This is a genomic window from Pseudarthrobacter oxydans (assembly GCF_013314975.1).
GTDB classification, from domain to species: Bacteria; Actinomycetota; Actinomycetes; order Actinomycetales; family Micrococcaceae; genus Arthrobacter; species Arthrobacter oxydans.
Map to the genome: position 1 here is coordinate 55,062 of NZ_JABTYH010000017.1, position 20,935 is coordinate 75,996.

Annotated in this window: 21 protein-coding genes and 3 tRNA genes; 7 read left to right on the plus strand and 17 right to left on the minus strand. The window is 66.0% G+C overall.

Annotation, left to right across the window (positions count from 1 at the left end):
- Positions 1 to 25 precede the first annotated feature (25 nt).
- Genes HTS88_RS12600 through HTS88_RS12610 form a run of 3 tightly spaced genes read left to right on the plus strand, consistent with a single transcriptional unit; the run spans position 26 to position 2,563 of the window.
- Positions 26 to 742 carry a LytR/AlgR family response regulator transcription factor gene (locus HTS88_RS12600; protein ID WP_174178857.1) on the plus strand — a complete coding sequence of 239 codons (717 nt, stop codon included), beginning with the start codon at positions 26 to 28 and terminating at the stop codon, positions 740 to 742.
- A complete protein-coding gene (locus tag HTS88_RS12605; RefSeq protein ID WP_066274714.1) occupies positions 739 to 1,089 on the plus strand; it encodes a DUF485 domain-containing protein in 351 nt (116 codons plus the stop codon). The genes HTS88_RS12600 and HTS88_RS12605 overlap by 4 nt, the downstream gene beginning before the upstream one ends.
- Before the next feature lie 7 nt (positions 1,090 to 1,096).
- Complete coding sequence (locus tag HTS88_RS12610) at positions 1,097 to 2,563, plus strand: sodium:solute symporter family transporter (RefSeq protein ID WP_174178859.1); 1,467 nt, start codon at positions 1,097 to 1,099, stop codon at positions 2,561 to 2,563.
- A 16-nt stretch (positions 2,564 to 2,579) separates the two neighbouring features.
- Here HTS88_RS12610 and HTS88_RS12615 read toward each other — a convergent pair whose 3' ends face one another.
- The 6 genes from HTS88_RS12615 to rpsB all read right to left on the minus strand — a co-directional run bounded on the left by HTS88_RS12615 (position 2,580) and on the right by rpsB (position 7,585).
- Complete coding sequence (locus tag HTS88_RS12615; protein WP_174178861.1) at positions 2,580 to 3,164, minus strand: DivIVA domain-containing protein; 585 nt, start codon at positions 3,162 to 3,164, stop codon at positions 2,580 to 2,582.
- A gap of 102 nt (positions 3,165 to 3,266) precedes the next feature.
- Entirely contained in the window at positions 3,267 to 4,190 is a 924-nt protein-coding gene (locus HTS88_RS12620) for a phosphatidate cytidylyltransferase (protein ID WP_066274710.1), read from the minus strand.
- Positions 4,190 to 4,747: a ribosome recycling factor gene (frr, locus tag HTS88_RS12625; protein WP_066274709.1), complete on the minus strand. Its 558-nt coding sequence runs from the start codon at positions 4,745 to 4,747 to the stop codon at positions 4,190 to 4,192. Before frr ends, HTS88_RS12620 begins: the two co-directional genes overlap by 1 nt.
- A 127-nt stretch (positions 4,748 to 4,874) precedes the next feature.
- Positions 4,875 to 5,612: a UMP kinase gene (gene pyrH / locus HTS88_RS12630; RefSeq protein ID WP_174178863.1), complete on the minus strand. Its 738-nt coding sequence runs from the start codon at positions 5,610 to 5,612 to the stop codon at positions 4,875 to 4,877.
- A 140-nt stretch (positions 5,613 to 5,752) separates the two neighbouring features.
- Entirely contained in the window at positions 5,753 to 6,589 is an 837-nt protein-coding gene (gene tsf, locus HTS88_RS12635; protein WP_174178865.1) for a translation elongation factor Ts, read from the minus strand.
- A 129-nt stretch (positions 6,590 to 6,718) separates the two neighbouring features.
- Positions 6,719 to 7,585, minus strand: a complete 867-nt coding sequence (gene rpsB / locus HTS88_RS12640) for a 30S ribosomal protein S2 (RefSeq protein ID WP_174178867.1) — start codon at positions 7,583 to 7,585, stop codon at positions 6,719 to 6,721.
- A 467-nt stretch (positions 7,586 to 8,052) separates the two neighbouring features.
- Here rpsB and HTS88_RS12645 point away from each other — a divergent pair, with 467 nt between their 5' ends.
- The gene (locus HTS88_RS12645) at positions 8,053 to 8,613 is read left to right on the plus strand and encodes a M23 family metallopeptidase (RefSeq protein ID WP_174178869.1); all 561 of its coding nucleotides are present in this window, start codon (positions 8,053 to 8,055) and stop codon (positions 8,611 to 8,613) included.
- A gap of 34 nt (positions 8,614 to 8,647) precedes the next feature.
- On the opposite strand, the gene HTS88_RS12650 is transcribed toward HTS88_RS12645, so the two are convergent.
- The 6 genes from HTS88_RS12650 to HTS88_RS12675 all read right to left on the minus strand — a co-directional run bounded on the left by HTS88_RS12650 (position 8,648) and on the right by HTS88_RS12675 (position 13,936).
- Positions 8,648 to 9,838, minus strand: a complete 1,191-nt coding sequence (locus HTS88_RS12650; protein ID WP_174178872.1) for an acyl-CoA dehydrogenase family protein — start codon at positions 9,836 to 9,838, stop codon at positions 8,648 to 8,650.
- Positions 9,839 to 9,987: 149 nt separating this feature from the next.
- Positions 9,988 to 10,061, minus strand: a tRNA-Ile gene (locus HTS88_RS12655).
- Between the two features lie 72 nt (positions 10,062 to 10,133).
- Positions 10,134 to 11,330, minus strand: a complete 1,197-nt coding sequence (locus tag HTS88_RS12660) for a glycosyltransferase (RefSeq protein ID WP_174178874.1) — start codon at positions 11,328 to 11,330, stop codon at positions 10,134 to 10,136.
- A gap of 131 nt (positions 11,331 to 11,461) precedes the next feature.
- Positions 11,462 to 12,370 (minus strand): DMT family transporter, encoded by a 909-nt coding sequence (locus HTS88_RS12665; protein ID WP_174178876.1) that lies wholly within the window; start codon positions 12,368 to 12,370, stop codon positions 11,462 to 11,464.
- Entirely contained in the window at positions 12,370 to 12,993 is a 624-nt protein-coding gene (locus tag HTS88_RS12670; RefSeq protein WP_174178878.1) for a CDP-alcohol phosphatidyltransferase family protein, read from the minus strand. Before HTS88_RS12670 ends, HTS88_RS12665 begins: the two co-directional genes overlap by 1 nt.
- Before the next feature lie 91 nt (positions 12,994 to 13,084).
- The gene (locus HTS88_RS12675) at positions 13,085 to 13,936 is read right to left on the minus strand and encodes a phage holin family protein (protein WP_174178880.1); all 852 of its coding nucleotides are present in this window, start codon (positions 13,934 to 13,936) and stop codon (positions 13,085 to 13,087) included.
- A gap of 177 nt (positions 13,937 to 14,113) precedes the next feature.
- Between HTS88_RS12675 and HTS88_RS12680 the strand changes: the two genes are divergently transcribed.
- The 3 genes from HTS88_RS12680 (at position 14,114) to HTS88_RS12690 (ending at position 16,029) form a co-directional block, all read left to right on the plus strand.
- Entirely contained in the window at positions 14,114 to 15,337 is a 1,224-nt protein-coding gene (locus HTS88_RS12680) for a multidrug effflux MFS transporter (RefSeq protein WP_174178882.1), read from the plus strand.
- Positions 15,338 to 15,341: 4 nt separating this feature from the next.
- The gene (locus HTS88_RS12685; RefSeq protein WP_174178884.1) at positions 15,342 to 15,533 is read left to right on the plus strand and encodes a hypothetical protein; all 192 of its coding nucleotides are present in this window, start codon (positions 15,342 to 15,344) and stop codon (positions 15,531 to 15,533) included.
- A gap of 88 nt (positions 15,534 to 15,621) precedes the next feature.
- The gene (locus HTS88_RS12690; protein ID WP_174178886.1) at positions 15,622 to 16,029 is read left to right on the plus strand and encodes a hypothetical protein; all 408 of its coding nucleotides are present in this window, start codon (positions 15,622 to 15,624) and stop codon (positions 16,027 to 16,029) included.
- Between the two features lie 52 nt (positions 16,030 to 16,081).
- Here the strand turns inward: HTS88_RS12690 and HTS88_RS12695 are convergent.
- From HTS88_RS12695 to dusB, 5 genes are all read right to left on the minus strand, one after another.
- A tRNA-Asn gene (locus tag HTS88_RS12695) sits at positions 16,082 to 16,154 on the minus strand.
- A gap of 124 nt (positions 16,155 to 16,278) precedes the next feature.
- Positions 16,279 to 16,351 (minus strand) — tRNA-Asn (locus tag HTS88_RS12700).
- Positions 16,352 to 16,441: 90 nt separating this feature from the next.
- Positions 16,442 to 18,370: a DNA primase gene (gene dnaG / locus HTS88_RS12705; RefSeq protein ID WP_174178889.1), complete on the minus strand. Its 1,929-nt coding sequence runs from the start codon at positions 18,368 to 18,370 to the stop codon at positions 16,442 to 16,444.
- A gap of 52 nt (positions 18,371 to 18,422) precedes the next feature.
- Positions 18,423 to 19,712: a deoxyguanosinetriphosphate triphosphohydrolase gene (locus tag HTS88_RS12710; RefSeq protein ID WP_174178891.1), complete on the minus strand. Its 1,290-nt coding sequence runs from the start codon at positions 19,710 to 19,712 to the stop codon at positions 18,423 to 18,425.
- Positions 19,705 to 20,883 (minus strand): tRNA dihydrouridine synthase DusB, encoded by a 1,179-nt coding sequence (dusB, locus tag HTS88_RS12715; protein WP_174178893.1) that lies wholly within the window; start codon positions 20,881 to 20,883, stop codon positions 19,705 to 19,707. Before dusB ends, HTS88_RS12710 begins: the two co-directional genes overlap by 8 nt.
- Positions 20,884 to 20,935: the final 52 nt, after the last annotated feature.

Sequence of the window (20,935 nt, forward strand, 5' to 3'; positions counted from 1 at the left end):
TGCTCCGGAAAGCTACCCTAGGAGCATGATTAACGTCCTCGTCGTTGATGATGAGCTGCCTGCCGTAGAGGAACTGGCCTTCCTGCTGGGCAAGGACGAGCGCGTGGGCAAAATCCTCCGGGCAACCTCCGGCAGCGATGCGCTCAAAGCGCTCGCCTCCGCCCCTGTTGACGCCGTCTTCCTGGACATCCACATGCCGGCGGTGTCCGGCCTGGACATTGCCCGCGCCATCGCCGGGAGCAGCCGGCCGCCGGCCGTCGTGTTCGTGACGGCGGACGAGGACCACGCACTGGACGCCTTCGAGCTTGCGGCAGTGGACTACCTGCTCAAGCCCGTGCGGGCGGAACGCCTTTCACGCTGCGTGGGGCGCATCAGTGAACTTCGCGACGGCGGCGCCGCCCCGGAGATGATCACGGTGGACCAGGGCGGGACCACCAGGATGATCAGGCGCGACGACGTGACGTACGTCCAGGCGCAGGGAGACTACGCAAGGCTCCACACCGCCGAAGCCAGCTACCTGATCAGGGTCCCGCTTGCCGACCTTGAGCAGCAGTGGGCGGATGCAGGCTTCATCCGGACGCACCGGTCCTACCTGGTGGCCCTCAAGCACGTGACCTCGATGAAGCTCGCCGCGGACGGTCCCAGCGTCACGGTGGCGGGCGCTGGCCTTCCCATCAGCAGGCGGCACCTGCCCACGGTCCGGGAAAAGCTTGAGGCCACCCGGATCAGGCCCATTACATGACCAGGGTGCGGGTCACGGCTCCGCGGACTGCGGCTCGTCCGGCCAAGGAGACGAGGGAAGCGGCGCAGGACTCGGAAGTGGGCCAGGTGTTCGTCAGGTCCCTGATCAGGTCCCAGCTGCGGCTGGCCCTGGTGGTGGCCGCGGGTTTCCTGCTGATCCTTTGCGCTTTCCCCCTGCTGCTCGCAGCAGTCCCCGGCCTGGCGGAAACCCGGGTGGCGGGCATTCCGTTCGCCTGGCTGCTGCTGGGAGCGGGCATCTATCCGGTCATCGGGCTCAGTGCGTGGCTGTACATCCGGACGGCGGCGCGCAACGAGGCCCGCTACCGGGACCTGGCCGAGGACCGGTGAGGGCACCGTGAACCCCGGCGTGGCGCTGGCTGCCCTGGTAGGGGTGTCCGTGGCCACCGCGGTCATCGGGTTTTACGGCCTGCGGATTTCACGGACCACGGGTGACTTCTATGTCGCCTCCCGGACGGTCCGGCCGTGGTGGAACGCCTCGGCCATCGGCGGCGAGTACCTTTCCGCCGCCAGCTTCCTGGGTGTTGCCGGCCTGATCCTGCTGTCCGGCACGGATGCGCTGTGGTTTCCGGTGGGCTACACGGCCGGATACCTGATGCTGCTGCTCTTCGTGGCCGCGCCGCTGCGGCGGTCCGGGGCGTACACCATCCCGGACTTCACCGAGGCCAGGCTTGACTCCCTGCCGGTCCGCAAGGTGACCAGCCTGGTGGTGGTGCTGGTGGGCTGGCTGTACATCGTGCCCCAGCTCCATGGTGCTGCCCTCACCATCCGCATCACCACAGGCCTGCCGTCCTGGGTGGGATCGGTGGCGGTGGTGATCGTTGTGTGCCTCACCGTGGTGGCGGGCGGCATGCGCTCCATCACGTTCGTCCAGGCGTTCCAGTACTGGCTGAAACTCACCGCTCTGGCTGTGCCCATCCTGTTCATCATCTTGGTCCTTGCAGGCAGCGGGACTCCCGCGCTCGCGCCGCCGTCGGTCAATCCCACCGGCGCGCCGCCTGCCGGCCTCTACCAGAACGTCTCGCTCCTGGTGGCCCTGCTGTTCGGAACCCTCGGCCTGCCGCACGTCCTGGTGCGCTTCTACACCAACCCGGACGGGCAGTCCGCCCGCCGCACCACGCTGATCGTCCTGGGCCTGCTGTCCGTGTTTTACCTGTTCCCTACCGCGTACGGGCTGGTGGGACGCATGTTCGCTCCCGGCCTGGCGACCGCGGGGCAGGCGGACGCCATGGTGCTGCTGCTCCCGGGAGAGCTGGTGGGCGGAACGGCAGGCGACCTGTTGTCAGCGCTGGTGGTGGCGGGAGCCTTCGCTGCGTTTCTGTCCACCACGTCGGGCCTGGTGGTTTCGCTGGCCGGCGTTATCAGCCAGGACGTCCTGGGCGCGGGCGTGGGCAGCTTCCGGCTGGCAGCCGTCATTTCCGCCGTGGTGCCGCTGGGCTTCGCCTTCATAACCGACTCGTTCGCCCTCGCCGGGAGTGTGGGGCTGGTGTTCGCGTTCACAGCGTCAACAGTCTGCCCGGTGCTGCTGCTGGGCATCTGGTGGCGCGGTCTGACTGACGCCGGCGCCATCGCCGGCATGCTGACCGGCGGGGTGCTGTGCGGCGGGGCGATGATCGCAGGAGCGCTGGCCGGGGCCGCCAGCACGCCGGGCTGGCTGGCCCAGCCGGCGGCGTGGACGGTTCCCGCAGCCTTTGCGGTGATGGTCATCGTGTCCCGCGCAACGTCGCAGCGGATTCCGAAGACGATGTCGAAGGTGATGACCCGGCTGCACACGCCCGAACGGCCGCTGGCCACCGAACGCTGAGGCGGGGCCAGCAGGATCAGTCGATGGCAGCCATGAGCTCGACGACCCGGTCCAGGAAGGCGTCCACCTGGGCTTCCTCGTACCCTTCATGGCCTACGGCGGGGCGGAAGACCGCCCGGCGGACGCTGTCCACGCTGAGCGGCTTGTCCTGCTCAAGGTAGGCGATGAGCTCACGGCACAGCCGGTCGACGTCGGCCGTGTTGTAGCTGCGGGCCTTCTTCCTGGCGGGGCGGCGGAAGCGGTCGCCGTCCGGCCGGTGCAGGCGGCCGCGCAGGATGCCCGAGAGGTGACCGATCTCGCGCAGCCAGGCTTCCTCGCCACTGGCAGCGATCAGCTCATCACGTTCCCGGCGGGCGAAGGCATCCTCCAGCCGGTCCAGGGCTGCGTCCACGATGGCGGCGGAATATCCGCCTTTGACGGGATCGAAGGAGACAGCCCGCACGTCCGCGCTGTTGATGGGCTGCGGCGCTGACTCCGGGTTCTCCAGCGATACGCGCGCCTGCTGCAGGAACTGGTCCACCTGTTTGGCGTTGTAGCCGTACTCGCCGCGCTGGACGCGCTCAAAGGACGCAGGGATCTGCCGATGAATGTCCAATGCCACTATGTTTCCTTCGATGCTCTTCAGCTGTCGTGCTTCTGCACCAGCTTATTTGTGCCGGGGGTTCTCTGCAGGTCCGACTCTGCAGGTCCGGCAGGGTTTGTGTCAGGCGCCGGACACCAGTCCGTACAGGATGAACGCGGCCGGGGACGCGAACACGATGGAGTCGAGCCTGTCCATGACTCCCCCGTGTCCGGGCAGGATGCTGCTCATGTCCTTGATGCCCAGTTCGCGCTTGACCATGGATTCCGCCAGGTCGCCCGCCGTGGAAGCCGCCACCAGGCCGACCGCCAGTACGACGCCCACCCACCAGGGCTGGTCCAGCACAAAGAGGCAGGCCAGGATTCCAATGAGCATAGCCCCGCCGATGGAGCCGGCGAATCCTTCCCAGGACTTCTTGGGACTGATTTTGGGCGCCATGGGGTGCTTGCCCAGGGACGCGCCCACCAGGTATCCGAAGGTGTCGTTGGAGACCACCAGCAGGAGCATCACGGCCACCTGCCAGGCGCCGTGGGGAACCGTCCCGCCCGGCCAGAGGCCCAGCGGCGTTGCACCGCCGGCGGCGTGCAGCGGCAGGACGGCGAAGCTGATGAAGAACGGTACCCAGCCGAGCGTGAAAACTCCGGCGAAGATGCTGTTGGCCGAACCTGCCGCGCTTTCGATGGACCGCCACAACAGCACGGCCACCGAGCTCAGCAGCATGGCGAACAGGAGGCTCTCAATGCCCCCGAGGTAGGCGGCGAAAGGCATGGCCACCGTACCGGTCATGACCGGGATGATGGGCATCCTGGTGCCGTTGGCCTCCAGGGCGCGGTAGATTTCCCACACGCCGAAAATGGCGAAGGTGGTGGTGACCGCTACGAAGGCAAGCGGGAGCAGCAGCAGTCCGCCGAGTACGGCGAAGAGCATTGCCAGGCCCACCACGACGGCGGCAGGGAGGTTCCTCCCTGCCTTCGGCGTCGGGTTGCTCCTGGGCTGCTTCCCCCGTATGCGCGCCCTGGGTGCGGGGGCCTGATCTGCCTGGCCCATCAGACTTCGAGCAGCTCTGCTTCCTTGCGCTTGAGCAGCTCATCGATGCCGTCCACATGCGCCTTGGTGAGGCTGTCCAGTTCCTTTTCGGCCCGGGTGCCTTCGTCTTCGCCGGCTTCGCCGTCCTTGACCAGGCGGTCCAGGGTTTCCTTGGCCTTGCGGCGGATGTTGCGGATGGAGACCTTGGCGTCCTCGCCCTTGGTCTTGACGATCTTGACGTACTCCTTGCGGCGTTCCTTGGTCAGCTCGGGGATGGTGATCCGGATGACGTTGCCGTCGTTGGACGGGTTCGCGCCAACCTCGGAATCACTGAGCGCACGCTCGATGTCCCGCAGCGCCGTCTTGTCAAAGGGCGTGATGAGGATGGTGCGGGCGTCCGGAATGGCGAACGAGGCGAGCTGCTGCAGCGGGGTGGGTGAGCCGTAGTACTCCACGAGGACCTTGTTGTACAGGCCCGGGTTGGCACGCCCGGTGCGGACGGAAGCGAAGTCTTCCTTGGCTACCTCTACGGCCTTGTCCATCTTTTCTTCGGCTTCGAGCAAGGTTTCTTCGATCACGGTCTCTCCTCAGATTCTGGTGCAGTCCGGGGCGCCGGGTCCATGCACAATCGTGGTTCTTTGATGCCGGCCCGCCCCCGCCCGCAGGGGCAGGGACGGAACAGTCCTGAAATCATCCTAGCCGCAGCTAGGCGGTGACCAGCGTGCCCAGCTTTTCGCCGAGGATGGCCCTGGTGACGTTGCCTTCGCCTTCCATGCCGAAGACCACCATGGAAAGGTCATTGTCCTTGCACATGGTCATGGCCGTCTGGTCCATGACCCGGATGTCGCGGCGGAGGGCGTCGTCGTAGCTGAGGGTTTCCAGCCGCTCGGCGGTGGGGTCCTTCTTGGGGTCGGCGGTGTAGACGGCGTCCACGCCGCTCTTGGCCATCAGGACCACATCGGCGTGGACCTCGAGGGCCCGCTGGGCGGCGACGGTGTCGGTGGAGAAGTACGGAAGGCCCGCACCCGCGCCGAAGATGACCACGCGGCCCTTTTCCATGTGGCGGATGGCGCGGCGGGGAATGTAGGCCTCGGCGACCTGGCCCATGGTGATGGCGCTCTGGACCCGGGTTTCGACGCCGGCCTGTTCCAGGAAGTCCTGCAGGGCAAGGCAGTTCATCACGGTGCCGAGCATGCCCATGTAGTCCGCGCGGGACCGGTCCATGCCGCTCTGGGAAAGCTCCGCACCGCGGAAGAAGTTGCCGCCGCCGACGACAATGGCCACCTCCACCTGGGGAACGGCCGCGGCGATCTGCTTTGCGACGTCGCGGACGGTCTCGGGGTCAACGCCCAGCTTTCCGCCGCCGAAGACTTCACCTGAGAGCTTCAAGAGGACCCGGCGTCGGCTTTTCTCTGGCTGGATTACAGTGTTGACGGCTTCCATGATGCCTTCCCGTTGGTGGACTCTAAAAAGGTTATCCTGCTGCGCGGCCAAAGGCCCTATGCGGGCTGTCCCGCACGGGGCCTTCCCCCGCGCATGCAAAAGGGGCGGCCACCGAAGTGGCCACCCCCTTGCAGTTTCGGCTAGGAGCCGACGCGGAAACGCGTGAACGCGGTTCCCTTGACACCGGCCTCTGCGAGGACCTGCGCCACGGACTTCTTTGCGTCCTTCGCGAATGCCTGGTCAACCAGGACCTCACCCTTGTAGAAGCCGGTAACGCGGCCTTCCACGATCTTGGTGAGCGCGGCCTCGGGCTTGCCCTCAGCCTTGGCGGTCTCTTCGGCGATGCGGCGCTCGGACTCGACCAGGTCGGACGGGACGTCCTCGCGGGTCAGGTAGTTCGGAGCCATGGCAGCGATGTGGACTGCGACGTCGTGTGCTGCGGTTGCAGCGGCTTCGCCTTCGCCGTCAACAGCGAACAGCACGCCAACCTGGGCCGGGAGGTCCTTGGAGGTCTTGTGCAGGTAAGCGTCGACCGTTGCGCCCTCGATGCGGGAGATGCGGCGGACAACAACCTTCTCGCCCAGGACTGCGCCTTCTTCGACGACAACCTCGGAGAGGGGCTTGCCGTCAACATCGGTGGCGAGCAGGGTCTCGAGGTCGGAAGCGCCGGACTCGACAGCGACGGCCAGGACCTTGTCGGCCAGCTGGATGAACTTGTCAGCCTTGGCCACGAAGTCGGTCTCGCAGTTGACCTCGATCATGACGCCGACGCCGTTGCTGACCTTGGCAGCCACCAGGCCCTCGGCGGTGGAACGGCCTTCACGCTTGGTAGCGCCCTTGAGGCCCTTAATGCGGATGATTTCGATGGCCTTCTCGGCGTCACCGTTGGCTTCGTCAAGAGCCTTCTTGACGTCCATCATGCCGGCGCCGGTGCGCTCGCGCAGGGCCTTGATGTCCGCGGCAGTGTAGTTCGCCATGTGAACCCCTCTGTCTAGAAAATGTGTGGTGGTGTACGGACTGACAGGACGGCAGCCCACGGGTGGGCCGCCATCCTGTCAGCAGCTCCGGCGCTGCAGGCAGCGCCGGAAAATCCGGATGTACTTGTGTTACTTGGCGTCTTCGGCGGGAGCCTCGGCAGCGGCCGGAGCTTCCTCGGCAGCCGGAGCAGCAGCCTCTTCAGCGGCCGGAGCGGCAGCTTCTTCAGCCTTGCTGCCTTCGAGGAGCTCGCGCTCCCACTCAGCCAGGGGCTCTTCCGGAGCTTCGGCAGCACCGGTGCCGCGGTTGTTGCGGGCGATGAGGCCCTCGGCAACGGCGTCGGCAACAACGCGGGTGAGGAGGTTCACGGAGCGGATGGCGTCGTCGTTGCCCGGGATCGGGAAGTCGACTTCGTCGGGATCGCAGTTGGTGTCCAGGATGGCAACAACGGGGATGTTCAGCTTCTTGGCCTCGTCAACGGCGAGGTGTTCCTTCTTGGTGTCCACGATCCAGAGCACGGACGGTGCCTTGGTCAGGTTGCGGATACCGCCGAGGTTGGACTCCAGCTTGGTGAGTTCGCGCTTGAGGAGCAGCAGCTCCTTCTTGGTGTACGCGGAACCGGCAACGTCGTCGAAGTCGATCTCTTCGAGTTCCTTCATGCGCTGGATGCGCTTGGCGACCGTCTGGAAGTTGGTCAGCATACCGCCGAGCCAACGCTGGTTGACGTAGGGCTGGCCAACGCGGGTTGCCTGCTCGGCAATCGCTTCCTGGGCCTGCTTCTTGGTGCCGACGAACAGGACGGTGCCGCCGTGGGCAACGGTGGCCTTCACGAATTCGTAGGCGCGGTCGATGTAGGACAGCGACTGCTGAAGGTCGATGATGTAGATGCCGTTGCGCTCGGTGAAGATGAAGCGCTTCATCTTCGGGTTCCAACGGCGGGTCTGGTGTCCAAAGTGGACGCCGCTGTCAAGCAGCTGGCGCATGGTTACGACGGGCATGCCGACGCTCCTTCCGGCAGGTCATTCATGAGAGAGCCCGAAGGCTTCTTACCCTGCCAATAGTTGACGGTTGATTAGCGTGGCCCAGGCTGGGCCGTGCTCCTGGCATCCACCATGCTTCCCATCAGGACGATGGTCCTGACCGCAGGAGGCCTGATCCCCCATCGGCGAGGCCGGAGCGTCGCTTGCTGAAGGGCTGGATGCGCGTAGTCAGCTGTTGCTCCCCCACACTCCTGAATGAGATGTGCCGACGCATTCCGGACACGGGCATATACCGTTGGAAAAACCGCTGGGATATCCGCCGGACCGAAAGCATTGAGGGCGCAGCAAACTGCTCCACCAAGTGTACTACAGGCACCTTAGGCAGGAGGACACCGGCGAGGACGGTAGGGACATCGGCATGGAGCTTGTCCACATAGCCAGGATGGGCACTCCCGCAGTCTTTTAACCAGGAGCATTCTGGTGGCATGACACCACCGTTGCGGCTCGCGGCCCTCCTCCTGCTGCCGGCTTCGCTGGCCCCGGCAGGCGAGCCACTGGCATTCGGGCCGGCCTATTCCATCCAGCAGGCGGGGCAACCCCTGCCGGACGCCAGTTCCCCGGCGGTGGCCGTGCCCTCGTGGCAATGGCCGCTTGCCCCGCGCCCGCAGGTGCTGCGGCATTTCGATCCCCCGCCCAAGCCTTGGCTGAGCGGGCACCGGGGCGTTGATGTGGGAGCAACGGCCGACGGCGCACCGGTCACCTCCCCGGCGGCCGGTACCGTCAGCTTCGTGGGCGTGGTGGTGGACCGGCCGGTGATCACGATCGACCACGGGGACGGGCTGCGGAGCAGCTTCGAACCGGTAGACAGCACCCTGGCCGCCGGCGCCCCAGTGGCGAAGGGCCAGGTTATCGGTACGGTTCGTCCCGGGCATTGCACGGGCGCGCCCTGTGTCCACTGGGGCGTCCGGCGCGGGGATGACTATGTGGATCCGCTGCAGTTCGTGATGGACCTGAGGCCATCGGTCCTGCTGCCGCTGGACAGGTAGGCAGCAGCGGGCCGGACGGCTCCTGCCATGGACGCTAGACGATGGCAGAGATCCCGGTGATGGCCCTGCCGGTCACCAGCGTGTTGATCTCGTGCGTTCCCTCATAGGAGTAGATGGCTTCTGCATCGGCAAAGATCTTGGCCATCTCAAAGTCCGTCACAATGCCGTTGCCGCCGAGCAGGCTCCTGCCGATCGCCACGCTCTCACGCATCCGCGCGGTGGTGAACGCCTTGGCCAGGGCGGACTGCTCATCCTTGGCCTCGCCGGCGTCCTCCAGCTGGGAGAGCCGGACCATCATGCCCATGGAGCTGACCGCATTGCCCAGGATCTGGACCAGCTGGCTTTGTACCAGCTGGAAGGATGCCAGCGGCCGGCCGAACTGGTGGCGCTCCACAGCATAGCGCCGGGCCACGTCGAACGCAGCCAGCTGCTGGCCGACTGCCTGCCAGGCGACACCGAGCCGGGTGACCTTCAGGACCTTGTTGACGTCGCGGAAGCTGTTGGCGTTGGCAAGCTTGTTGAAGTCCGGCACCACCACGTTGTCCAGGCTGATGTCGGCGTTCTGGACGGTGCGGAGCGCAATTTTGTTCTCGATTTTACTGGCGCTGAAGCCGTCGAGTGAGGTGTCCACCAGGAAGCCCTTGACCTTGTCATCGGCGAGGTCGCGGGCGTAGACCACCACCCAGTCGGAGAAGGTTGCATTTCCGATCCAGCGCTTTTCGCCATTGAGGATCCAGGAGTCCCCTTCCCTGCGCGCCGTGGTGCGGGTTCCGCCCGCCACGTCCGATCCGCCAAGCGGCTCAGTCAGCCCAAAAGCCCCGATCTTCTTCATGCTGTAGATGTCCGGAAGCCAGGCATCCTTCTGCTCCTGCGAAGCCAGCGCTTCGATGGACCCGGTGAACAGCCCGTCGTGAACCCCCATGAAGGTGGCGATGGAAGCATCCGCACGGGTCAACTCAGCGTGGACAAGGCCGGCAAACAGGTTCGAGTGGCCCTGCCGGCGCACTGGGCTGACGAGGTCGATGCCGGCGAGCTTCGGGATGAGGTCCATGGGGAACTCCCCCCGGTTCCAGAAGTCCACGGCGATGGGCCGCACTTCACGGGCCAGGAATTCCCTGACCTCGGCCAGCCGGTCCCGCTCCTTGTCGCTCAGCAGCTGTTCGAAGGCGTAGAAGTCGCCGTCGGCGTAGGGAAGGTCGTTGAGGTCGGCAGCGGTAGTGGACATGATTACCTCACAATGATCAGCGGTGACCGGGGCTCGCCAGGAAGGAGCGCCGTAAGTTACTGCTCAGTAACATACCGCAGATCGAAGGCTTAAGAAAGGAAACCGCGGCCGGCAGGTATGACGGCCGCGGTTTCCGCGTTGGGGGGGGGTAGGGCTACTCGGACTTGAACCGAGGACCTTAGGATTATGAGTCCCGCGCTCTAACCAGCTGAGCTATAGCCCCTTATGCCCGGAACCTCCGGCGATTGGTACGCGGTGGCAGGGCAAAATTACTCTAGCAAACCCGGGAAAGCGTTCAGACCACCTTGTCCTCGAAGCGGGCTCCACGGTAAAGGTCCTCGAAGGTCTGCAGCGTGCCCTCGATGCTGTGGGGTTCCACCATCTGCCGGCTGGCCTGGCCCATGGCTTCACGCTGGTCGGCAGGCAGTTCCAGGACCATGGTGATCTTCTTGGCGAGGTCGTCGCTGTCGTTCGGCGTGAACAGGTAGCCGTTTTCGCCGTCGCGCACCAGATGCGGCAGGGCCATGGCGTCCGCCAGCACCACGGGAGTGGAGGCAGACATCGCCTCGAGCGTGACCAGCGACTGCAGCTCCGCTGTTCCGGGCATGCAGAACAGGTCGGCCTGGATGTAGGCCCGGCGCAGTTCCTCGTCACTCGCGAGGCCCAGGAACTTTACCCGGTCCGTCATGTGCAGCCGGCGGACCAGCTCCTCCAGGGAGGAGCGCACCTCGCCGCCGCCGACGATTTCCAGGTGGACGTTGAGTTCCGGCGGAGTCTTGCTGACGGCTTCGATGAGCACATCCACGTGCTTCTCCTCGGCCAGCCGCCCGGCAAACATCACGGTGGGGTACGGGTGGGGTTCGATCTGCTCGCCTGGCTGGAGTTCGTAGGCGGCGGAGTCAATACCGTTGGACAGCGGCAGCACCTTGCGCAGGAAGGCATGCTGGTGCATGGCCTTGGCCGCGAGCGGGGTGGGCGTGGTGACCACGTCCGCCTTGCCCATGACCTTGCCCATGTCCTTCCACGAGATCCGGCCGATAATGTCCTTGAACCACTGCGGAAACGGCAGGAACGGGTTGAGGTTCTCCGGCATGAAGTGGTTGGTGGCCACAATCCGGACGCCGCGTTTCACGGCCTCGTACAGGACATGTTCGCCGATCATGTAGTGGCTCTGGATGTGGACCACATCGGGTTTCACCCGGTCGAAGAGGAGGCTGATCTCCTTCTTGATCTCCCAGGGAAGGCAGATCCGGAAGTACTCGTGCGTGGGGACGCCGTGGGAACGCAGCCGGTGGACCGTCCCCTCGGGCCGAAACTCCGTGAAGCTCTTTCCGTTGTCCGCCCGGCAGGCCAGCACATGGACGTTGTGCCCGCGGCCGGTCATTCCCTTGGCCAGGCGGTAGCCGAACTGTGCTGCTCCGTTGATGTGGGGCGGGTAGGTGTCTGCAGCGATCAGGATGGTCAGGGGACGCTGGTCTGCGGGCGTGGTCACGTGGAGAGCTCCTGATGGTCACGGTGCGCACAGCATGGACTGGCAGCACAGTTGGCCGTTGGCGCGATGGCGCCTGGCCTCGTGGTGAATCTTGCTTGCGTAAATAACGGGCGGGATCTGGTGGTCAGTGGCTAGCGGCTCGCCCGTCCCACGGCCTTCCGCGCGTCCTTCTTGCGCTTCGTGACCTCGGGATGGTGCCTGGAAAGGGCGATCACCCCAACGATAGCAAGGGAGGCAGCCGTTCCCATGGCAATGGCCATCACGGCGTGGACATCCGGCCGCAGTTCGCCGAGGATCACAATGCCGATGGCTATTCCCACCAGGGGATCAATGACGGTCAGTCCCGCGATCACCAGGTCCGGCGGACCCGACGAGTAGGCGCTCTGGACAAACCACGACCCCAGCCCGCCCGCGGCGACAAGGGCCACCACCGAATACCACTGCACGTTCAGCAGGAACAGCCCGTTCGGATCGAGCAGGTGCTTGCCGATGATCCGGGTCAGGACGGCCACGAACCCGAAGAGGACCCCGGCGCCGAGGATATAGACGAAGGCGTTGATCCTGTGCCTGAACATCACGGCCAGGGTGCCGAAGAGTCCGACGGCGAGGGCCAGCAGCAGCACGATGGTGACCTCGTCGGCGAGGGTTACGTCGTGGTTTTCCTGCGTGACGTTGACCGCCAGGAGGACGAAGAGCGCAGAGCCCGTCACGCAGGCCGCGATGGCCACCACGGTTGCCCGGTTGATGGTGAGGTCCTGGTCCTTGGCATTGATGATGGTGGTGATCACCAGGGCGATCGCGCCAATGGGCTGGACAACAGTGAGCGGTGCGGACACGAGCGCCACGGCGTTCATGGCCATGCCGGCACACAGGAGCAGGAGGCCGAACACCCAGCGGGGGTTTCGAAGCAGGCGCAGGAAGCCGTTGGAGCTCAGGGCCAGGCCGCCCGTGTCGGCCTTGACGGCGCTCCCCTGGCGCTGCGCACCAAGGGCCAGGCAAAACGCACCAAGCAGCGCAAGCCCAACTGCCAGCCATACCATCAGGCGGTCCCGTCGTCGTGGTGCGCCTGCATTCTGCCCTTTCGCAGGATGGCCCAGAAGTAGTGGTAGGCCGCGATCCAGTGGCCGACCAACCCGAAGCCCAGGACTATCCATGCGGCGACGAACAACTCAGTGGAGAATCCTGTATCCAGCCGTGAGAGGACCAGCATGGGGGTCCCCAGCAGCAGCAGGCCGGTGCGCACCTTGCCAATCACGCTCACGGGAAGGTCGGGGTGGCCACGGAAGAAAAACAGCGTCATGGTCAGCAGGACGGCGTCCGGTACCACCAGGGCAGCCAGGTAGAGCCAATGGACGACGCCGGCAATTACCAGCGTGACAGCGACCGCTATCAGCGCCAGCCGGTCGGCGATCGGGTCCAGGACCCTGCCAAGCTTCGAGGCCTGGTCGAAGCGGCGGGCAATGTAGCCGTCAACCCAGTCGGTGCTGGCCATGACGGCGAGGACCACAACGGCGGCACCGTACTCCTTCTGGGCCAGGACAAGCCAGATGAAGAGCGGCACCCCCATGAAGCGCACCACGGTCAGCAGGTTGGGGATGGTGAACACGAGGTCGTGGTCCACCTGGGGGCGTCCGGGACGGGAGCCGGCACCAATGAACTTCACCCCGTCCCCCTTCCTTTCTGCTGCCCCTGCGAGCGTTATTGCCGTTCCCTGAACTTCTGCGGGCTGCCGAAGAGCCTGCCCGATCCGGGTGCTAGTACGTCCGGAGGAGTTTGCGCACCAGGACCAGGAAGACGGTTCCAGCGGCGATGAAGGCGGCCAGCGGCTTCCAGCGCTGTTCCAGGTCCGCGGATCCGGACAACGCCGCGAATTTCCGTCCGGCAATGTCCCTGCCGTGGCCGGCCAGGGCCTGGCCTTCGCGCAGTTTGTCCTGGGCTGTTGCCAGCAGGTACCTGCCCTGGGGCGCGACGTCCAGCTCGGTGCCGAGTTCGTCGCGCACTTCGGTGAGGTGGTGGCGGCGCTGGCTGAGCCGGCGCACCAGCTCCGGTTCGGAGGCGTGCGGGAATTCCTTCTCGTGTTCGGCGGCCTTGGCTGCCTTCTCCGCCTTGGCCTTTGCAGCCGCTTCATCCTTTGCCGCCTTCGCCGCCTTGGCTTCGGGGCTCTGCGGGTCAAGGACAGCCGGGTTGAACGCGGAGCCTTCTTTGACCACGCCGATATCGTGCTTGATGCCGCGGATGGTCTCTTCCGGCACGAGCGGCATGGCCTTCTTGAACTTCCGGACGCCAATCAGGCCGCCGATCAGGGCTATCAGCAGGAACGCCGCGGACACCAGGAGTGCGGCCAGCCAGGCCGGCATGATGGTGGCCAGTCCCATGATGGCTGCCACGATGAGGCCCACCACCAGGAAAAGGAGGAAAACAAGGGCGACGGCGAAAAAGGCAGCGGCGACTCCGACCTGGATTCCCTTGCGCTTAAGCTCGATCTTCGCGAAGGCGATTTCGTCATTGAGCTGGCGCGGCGCCAACCGGAAAAGGAGTTTAAGCGTCCTGGGCAGCGCAGTGATGCGCAATCCCTGGCTGGTACGCCCGCTGTGACGTCCGCTCATCGGTTCCGCCTTACTGGTTATGGGTCGAATCGGCTTCCGTGTGCTGCAGGAAAGTGCAGCTGCACAGTCCCCGCACCAAAACTATCATTCAGGTTCAGGGCGAACTTCGGGGCTTGCCGGGCGGCGTGGCCTACAACGCTGCAAAATTAGGCAGCGCCGGGCCTAGGATTGATCTCCGTGACCATTCCCAGCAATCCGGGCGATCTCCTGAGCCGCCGCCGGAAACTCCTGTACATCCTGCTGCTCGGCGCCCTGACGGCGCTGGGTCCGTTCACGATCGACCTTTACCTTCCCGCGTTCCCGGCCCTGGAGGCGAGCCTCGGCGTGACCGAGGCCCAGGTCCAGCTGACCCTGGCAGGCACCACCGTGGGATTCGCCATCGGCCAGCTGGTGGTTGGCCCCTTCAGCGACAGGTTCGGCCGCCGCACCCCGCTTATCCTGGCGACGGCGGTCCACATTGCAGCCTCCGTGGGCGCCGCCCTGTCCACCGACATCACCACCCTGGGCATCTTCCGCGTGCTGATGGGCGTGGGCGCTGCCGGCGGCGGCGTTGTGGCCATGGCGATGGTCCGGGACCTGTTTTCCGGGTACGCCATGGTGAAGATGTTTTCCCGCATGGCCCTGGTGAATGGCCTGGCACCCATCCTGGCGCCCGTGATCGGTTCGCAGCTGCTCCTGGTGATGGAATGGCCTGGAATCTTCGTGTTCCTTGCCGCCTACGGAACCGTGGTGATCACATCCGCCCTGTTCCTGGTCCGCGAGACCCTGCCGCCGGAAAAACGCCGGCAGAGCGGCATGACCGCCCGCCAGCGCTACCGGATCCTCTTCAGCGACAGGGTGTTTGTTGGGCTGCTGCTGGTGGCCGGGCTGAACTTTGGCGGCCTGTTCACCTACCTGTCGGCCTCCCCTTTCCTGTTCCAGGACGTTTTCGGCTTCACCCCGCAGGAGTACGGCCTGCTGTTCGGCATCAACTCGCTGGGCATTGTTGCCGGCATCCAAACCAGCTCCCGCCTCATCCGCAGGGTGCCGCCGCAGTGGATCATCGCTGCGGCCACCGCGTGGATGTTCCTGATGGCCACGCTGATCGTGGTGTTCGACCAGCTCGGGTTCGGCTTGTGGGGTGTGCTGGTTCCCCTGTGGTTCTACATCCTGGGAACGGGCTTCATGTTCCCCTGCGTTCAGGTGCTCGCCCTGGCCGGCCATGCGGGCCAGGCCGGCACCGCAGCCTCCCTGCTCGGATTCTCGACGTTCATGATGGCGGGGCTCATCTCCCCGGTGGTGGGCTGGCTGGGCATCACCAGCGCCGCCCCCATGGGCGCGGTGCAGGGAGCATGCATCCTGCTGGCCATTGCAGCCCTGTGGCTGGTGGTCCGGCCGCGTACCGTTCCGTCGATCCACTGACGCCGTGAAGAACACGCCAAAGCGCAGGCCGCACCGGAACCGCCGGGGACTTTTCCTCGGAGCGGTGATTGGCGCCGTCGTGGGCTACTTCGCCGGCCGGGCCCTGGGCAACCCTGCCATGGGCATTGTCCTGGGCATGGTTGCAGGGTCGGCGCTGTTGTACCGGGTCAACCCGGGGCCGTGGAACCGACCCTGACGCCGCCGCACCCCGGGGGCGGACGCAAAGCGCGTGGCGGGCTCGGGGTACCTGCCACCCGCACGGCGCCCGCGATAAAATAGGGTTTGTGCCCTCCTGGCAGGAACAACCGCCGCTTCCGGCCACATGGCAACGGTGCGACCACCGGATACTGCCACTGTGGTGGGAACGGCTGTGTGCCCAGGCGGGCGAACAATCGGCAGCACTCTATGCCGCGGGACTGTTTACGGAGGACCGGCGGCGGCCCATCGCCCAGTGGTTCAACCCCGCCTTCAACGCCGCGCTGCTGGTAGCCCCCGAGGCCTCCCCCGAATGGCCGGTACAGCGCTTCGGCATCTTCTACGCGCCGCCGGACACCGGAGTGGTGCGCATACACTCGGCTCCCCACGAATGGAATCCCCGCCAGCCCCGGACGTCACCCACGGAAAAGGAGGCGTTCCTGGCCGCCATTGCGGAGGCGGAGCGATTCCTGCAGGTGGAGATGGACTTCGTCTGAGGAACAAAAATCCCCGTGCCTCACAAAGGAGGAACGGGGATTTTCTATGTTGCTCCTCCTGCTGGACTTGAACCAGCAACCCTTCGATTAACAGTCGAATGCTCTGCCAATTGAGCTAAGGAGGAATGAAGCAGGTATGACATTAGCAAAGGTTTCCGGCCAATGTGAAATCGGCGTCAACCCGGGCCGGAACGGGCAGTTGCAGGCGTAAAAAATCCCCGTTCCGGAGGCCGGAACGGGGATTGTGCGCTCCTCCTGCTGGACTTGAACCAGCAACCCTTCGATTAACAGTCGAATGCTCTGCCAATTGAGCTAAGGAGGAATGAAGCGGGTATTAGCCTAGCAAAGACCCCGGCTGGAAGCGAAATCGGGCCACGGCGCCGAAGGGCCCCTGCTCCGCCGCCGGGACGGCTCAGGCGTCAGACCTGAGTGCCCGGCGTTCCATTTCCAGCATCATCAGTTCACGGTTGAGCCGCTGGTACGTTTCCGGATCGGCCGCAGGGTCCAGCCGCTGGAGCTGGCCCATCTTGTCCGCCTTGACCCGGGTAATTTGAAGCTCGAACAGCCGGGAGAGGATGTCCCGGCAATACTTCTGCACCGCTTCCTCGGTGCTGGCAGGCAGCGGAACAACAGCAAGCTCGGATACCAGGGGCCGCAGTGGTTCCGGAACCTCGTGCATCACATGCTCAACCCACCGGACGGGGTCGGCGGTGAGGGCGGGATCCGTGGCGCGCATGGCGTCGTGGACGGCCTGGAAGGCGGGGGTGGCGAAACGGGCGGCGGAAAAACGCTCCCAGACCCCGCCCACCAGGAGCGACGGCTCTTGCAGGGCAACCTCGAGCGCCTGCCGCTCCATGGAGGCCACGGGGTCCCGGGGGTCGGGCCGGTGGTAGGAGGGAACCGCTCCCGACGGCGGCCCTGCAGCGACGCCGGGACCGCCGGGTGGGGCTGCGGGGGCGGAGGTCCGCGGAGCGGCGGCGGGAGCCCCACCCTGGTCGCCGCGCTTGCCGGCATTTTTGACTTCCGTGGTGACCAGCCGCAGAACCTCATTCGGGTCCGGCATGCCCAGCCAGCCCGTGAGGGCCTGGCAGTAGCCGGTCCGGGTGGAGGCGTCGCGGATGGCGGCAACCACGGGCACCGAGGCTTTCAGGCCCTGGACGCGCCCCTCCACGGTGTCCAGGTTGAACTGCTTCAGGGTGGTCCGGATGGCGAACTCAAACAGGGGCCGGCGGGACTGCACCAGCGCGTGCACGGCTTCGTCTCCCCTGCTTTGCCGCAGGTCGCAGGGATCTGCGCCGGTGGGCTCCACCGCCACGTAGGTCTGGGCAGTGAAGCGCTGGTCCTCCTCGAAGGCGCGCAGCGCCGCCTTCTGCCCGGCGGCGTCGCCGTCGAAGGTGAAGATGACCTCTCCCCCGGTGCCGTCGTCGGACAGCAGGCGGCGGGCAATCTTGATGTGGTCGGTGCCGAACGCGGTCCCGCAGGTGGCTACCGCCGTCGTGATTCCTGCAAGGTGGCAGGCCATCACGTCCGTATAGCCCTCCACCACCACAAGCTGCCGGTCCTTGGCGATGCTGCGCTTGGCGAGGTCGATGCCGTACAGCACCTGGGACTTCTTGTAGAGCGCGGTCTCGGGGGTGTTGAGGTACTTGGGGCCCTGGTCGTCCTCATAGAGCTTTCGGGCACCGAAACCGATGGTGTCCCCGGCGATGTCCCGGATGGGCCAGATAAGGCGCCCGCGGAAACGGTCGTAGATCCCCCGGTTGCCTTCGGAGAACATCCCCGTGAGTTTGAGCTCGGCGTCCGTAAATCCGCGCCCTCGGAGGTGCTTCAGCAGCGCGTCCCAGCCCTGCGGGGCGTAGCCAACGCCGAACTGCTCCGCGGCCGCCCGGTCGAACCCGCGGCCATGCAGGAAGGTGCGGGCCTCCGCGGCGCCGGGGGTCAGCAGCTGGGCCTGGAAAAACTCGTCGGCGATTTTGTGGGCGTCCAGCAGCCGCTGCCGGCGCCCCACTTCCTCGCGGTTGGGGCCGGTTCCGCCGTCCTCGTACCGCAGCTCGTAGCCGATCCGGGCTGCCAGCTTCTCCACGGCCTCCTGGAAGGAGCTGTGGTCCTGTTTCTGCACGAAGGCGATGACGTCCCCGTCCTCGCCGCAGCCAAAGCAGTGGTAGCGGCCCACCTGCGGCCGGACGGTGAAGGAGGGGGAACGTTCGTCGTGGAAGGGGCACAGGCCTTTGAAAGTCCCCAGTCCGGCGCCCTTGAGCGTGACGTACCCGTCAACCACTTCCTTGATGTCCGTGCGCTGGCGTACTTCGTCTATGTCTTCGCGTTTGATCAGGCCTGGCACAGAGCCATCCTAGTGCCGGGGCCGGACATCGGACGCGCCGGCGTAACCAGGGTCACCACAGGGACGGCAGGCTCCCTACCAGCCGTTCGTACATGGCCAGCGCCGAGCCGTCGGTCAGCGACGCCACCTGGTCGATCACGACGCGAAGGCGCGCACCGTCGTCGGGCGCGTCCCGCCAGTCCGCCGCGAACATCGGTTCCAGGTGGCGGTCCCCGGTGGCGCTCAGCGCGGTGACCAGGGCGTGGAGCACCTCCCGCTGGCGCTCGTAAATGGGCTGGCGGTGCTCGGTGGTCATCACGAACGTGGTGGCCAGGCCCTTCATCACCGCGATCTCCATGACGGTCTCGTCCGGAACCATGAGCTCGGCGTTGAACCGCGTCAGGTTCTCCGGGCCGTACACGGCGCGGGTGGTTTCCAGCGCGCTCTGGCAGAACCTGCCGATCAGCTGGCTGGTCATGTTCTTCAGGGCCGCCATGGATTTGCGGCTGCCGTCGGCCTCGCGCACCCACACGTCCGTGGCTTCGAGCCGGGCCAGCGCGGCGTCAATGGCGGCGGGATCGTTGTGCGGCAGGTACCACTGCTTGGCGTACCCCACCACCCGGGCGCGGTGGTCCGGGTTGTCCATCCAGCGCAGCTGGAAGTGCCCGGCCACGATCGCGTCCTCGACGTCGTGCACGGAATACGAAATATCGTCCGCGAGGTCCATCACCTGGGCTTCCAGGCAGGAGCGGCGCTCCGGAGCGCCCTCCCGGATCCAGTTGAAGATCGGCAGGTCGTCCTCATAGGCGCCGAACTTGCTGGTCCGCTGGCCGTGGACCACCGGGGCTTCCAGTGCGGACCACGGGTATTTGGCTGCCGCATCCAGGCTGGCCCTGGTGAGGTTCAGGCCTGCGGGCTGGCCGTCCGGCGTCAGCACCTTGGGCTCGAGCCGGGTCAGGAGCCGCAGGGTCTGGGCGTTGCCCTCGAAGCCTCCGATGGCGTGCGCCACCTCGTTGAGCGCCGATTCCCCGTTGTGGCCGAACGGCGGGTGTCCAAGGTCGTGGCTGAGGCAGGCGGTGTCCACAACGTCCGGATCGCAACCGAGGGAACGGCCCAGCTCGCGGCCCACCTGGGCAACCTCGAGGCTGTGGGTCAGGCGGGTGCGGACGAAATCATCCGTGTCCGGTGCCACCACCTGGGTTTTGGCACCCAGCCGGCGGAGCGCCGAGGAATGCAGCACGCGGGCACGGTCGCGTTCGAAGTCGGAGCGGTAGACGTTCTTGGGCGGCTCCTCCACCCAGCGCGCGGAGTCGTGGGTGTCATAGCCCGGCAGGACAGGGGCGGCCGTGCGCGTTTCAGCCACCGGAAACGTCCAGTTCCGCCGCGGAGATGTCCCGCGACTGGTCGGCATTGAGGGCCCGGGACTCCAGCCAGTCCTTCGGGAGCGCCGGCCTCTTGGGTGAGCCGGCGCGGCCCCGGGGGCCTTCGGCGTCGCCGCCCGGGTAGGGCGAACCGGCGTCCAGCTCGTCCAGGGCGGCGCGCAGCTCCTCAAGGGTGCTCACCAGGGCCATCCGCGTGCGGAGTTCGCCTCCCACCACGTAGCCCTTGAAGTACCAGGCGATGTGCTTGCGGATCTCCCGCAGCGCCTTGTTCTCGTCGCCGAAAGTCTCCACCATCAGTTCGGCGTGCCGGTACACGCCTTGGGCCACCTGGCCCAGATTCGGCTTGTGCCGGGTATCGCTGCCTTCGAAGGCGGCCTGCAGGTCACCGAACAGCCAGGGCCGGCCCTGGCAGCCGCGTCCCACCACAACTCCGTCGACTCCTGTTTCGCGGACCATCCGGACCGCGTCTTCCGCGGACCAGATGTCCCCGTTGCCCAGCACCGGGATGTCCGGCAGGGCCTCGCGCAGGCGCGCGATGGCGGACCAGTCTGCCTGTCCGGAGTAGAACTGGGCGGCCGTCCGGCCGTGCAGGGCGACGGCGGCCACTCCGGAGTCGCGGGCGATGCGGCCGGCGTCGAGGTACGTGAGGTGGTCGTCGTCGATGCCTTTGCGCATCTTGATGGTCAGCGGGACGTTGCCCTTCGACGCTTCCCTGACGGCAGTCTGCACGATCGACGTGAAAAGGTCGATCTTCCAGGGCAGGGCCGAGCCGCCGCCCCGGCGGGTGACTTTGGGCACCGGGCAGCCGAAGTTCAGGTCGATGTGGTCCGCGCGGTCCTCTTCGACGAGCATCCGCACGGCGCTGCCCACGGTGACCGGGTCCACGCCGTACAGCTGGACGGACCGCACCTTTTCGTCGTCGTCGTGGGAAATGATCCGCAGGGACTCCGGGGTGCGCTCCACCAGGGCACGGGAGGTGACCATCTCCGCCACATACATGCCGCCGCCGTATTCACGGCACAAACGGCGGAAGGCGGAGTTGGTGATGCCGGCCATGGGCGCCAGGATCACCGGCGTGTCCACGGTGATGGGACCCAGCTTCAGGGGCGGGAGTTCCAGCTTGGGGGCGGGAGGGGTTGCTGCAACAGTCACCTGTCCATTGTTGCAAAGCCGGGCAAATCGGGCTGCCGGACGTGCTTGCCAA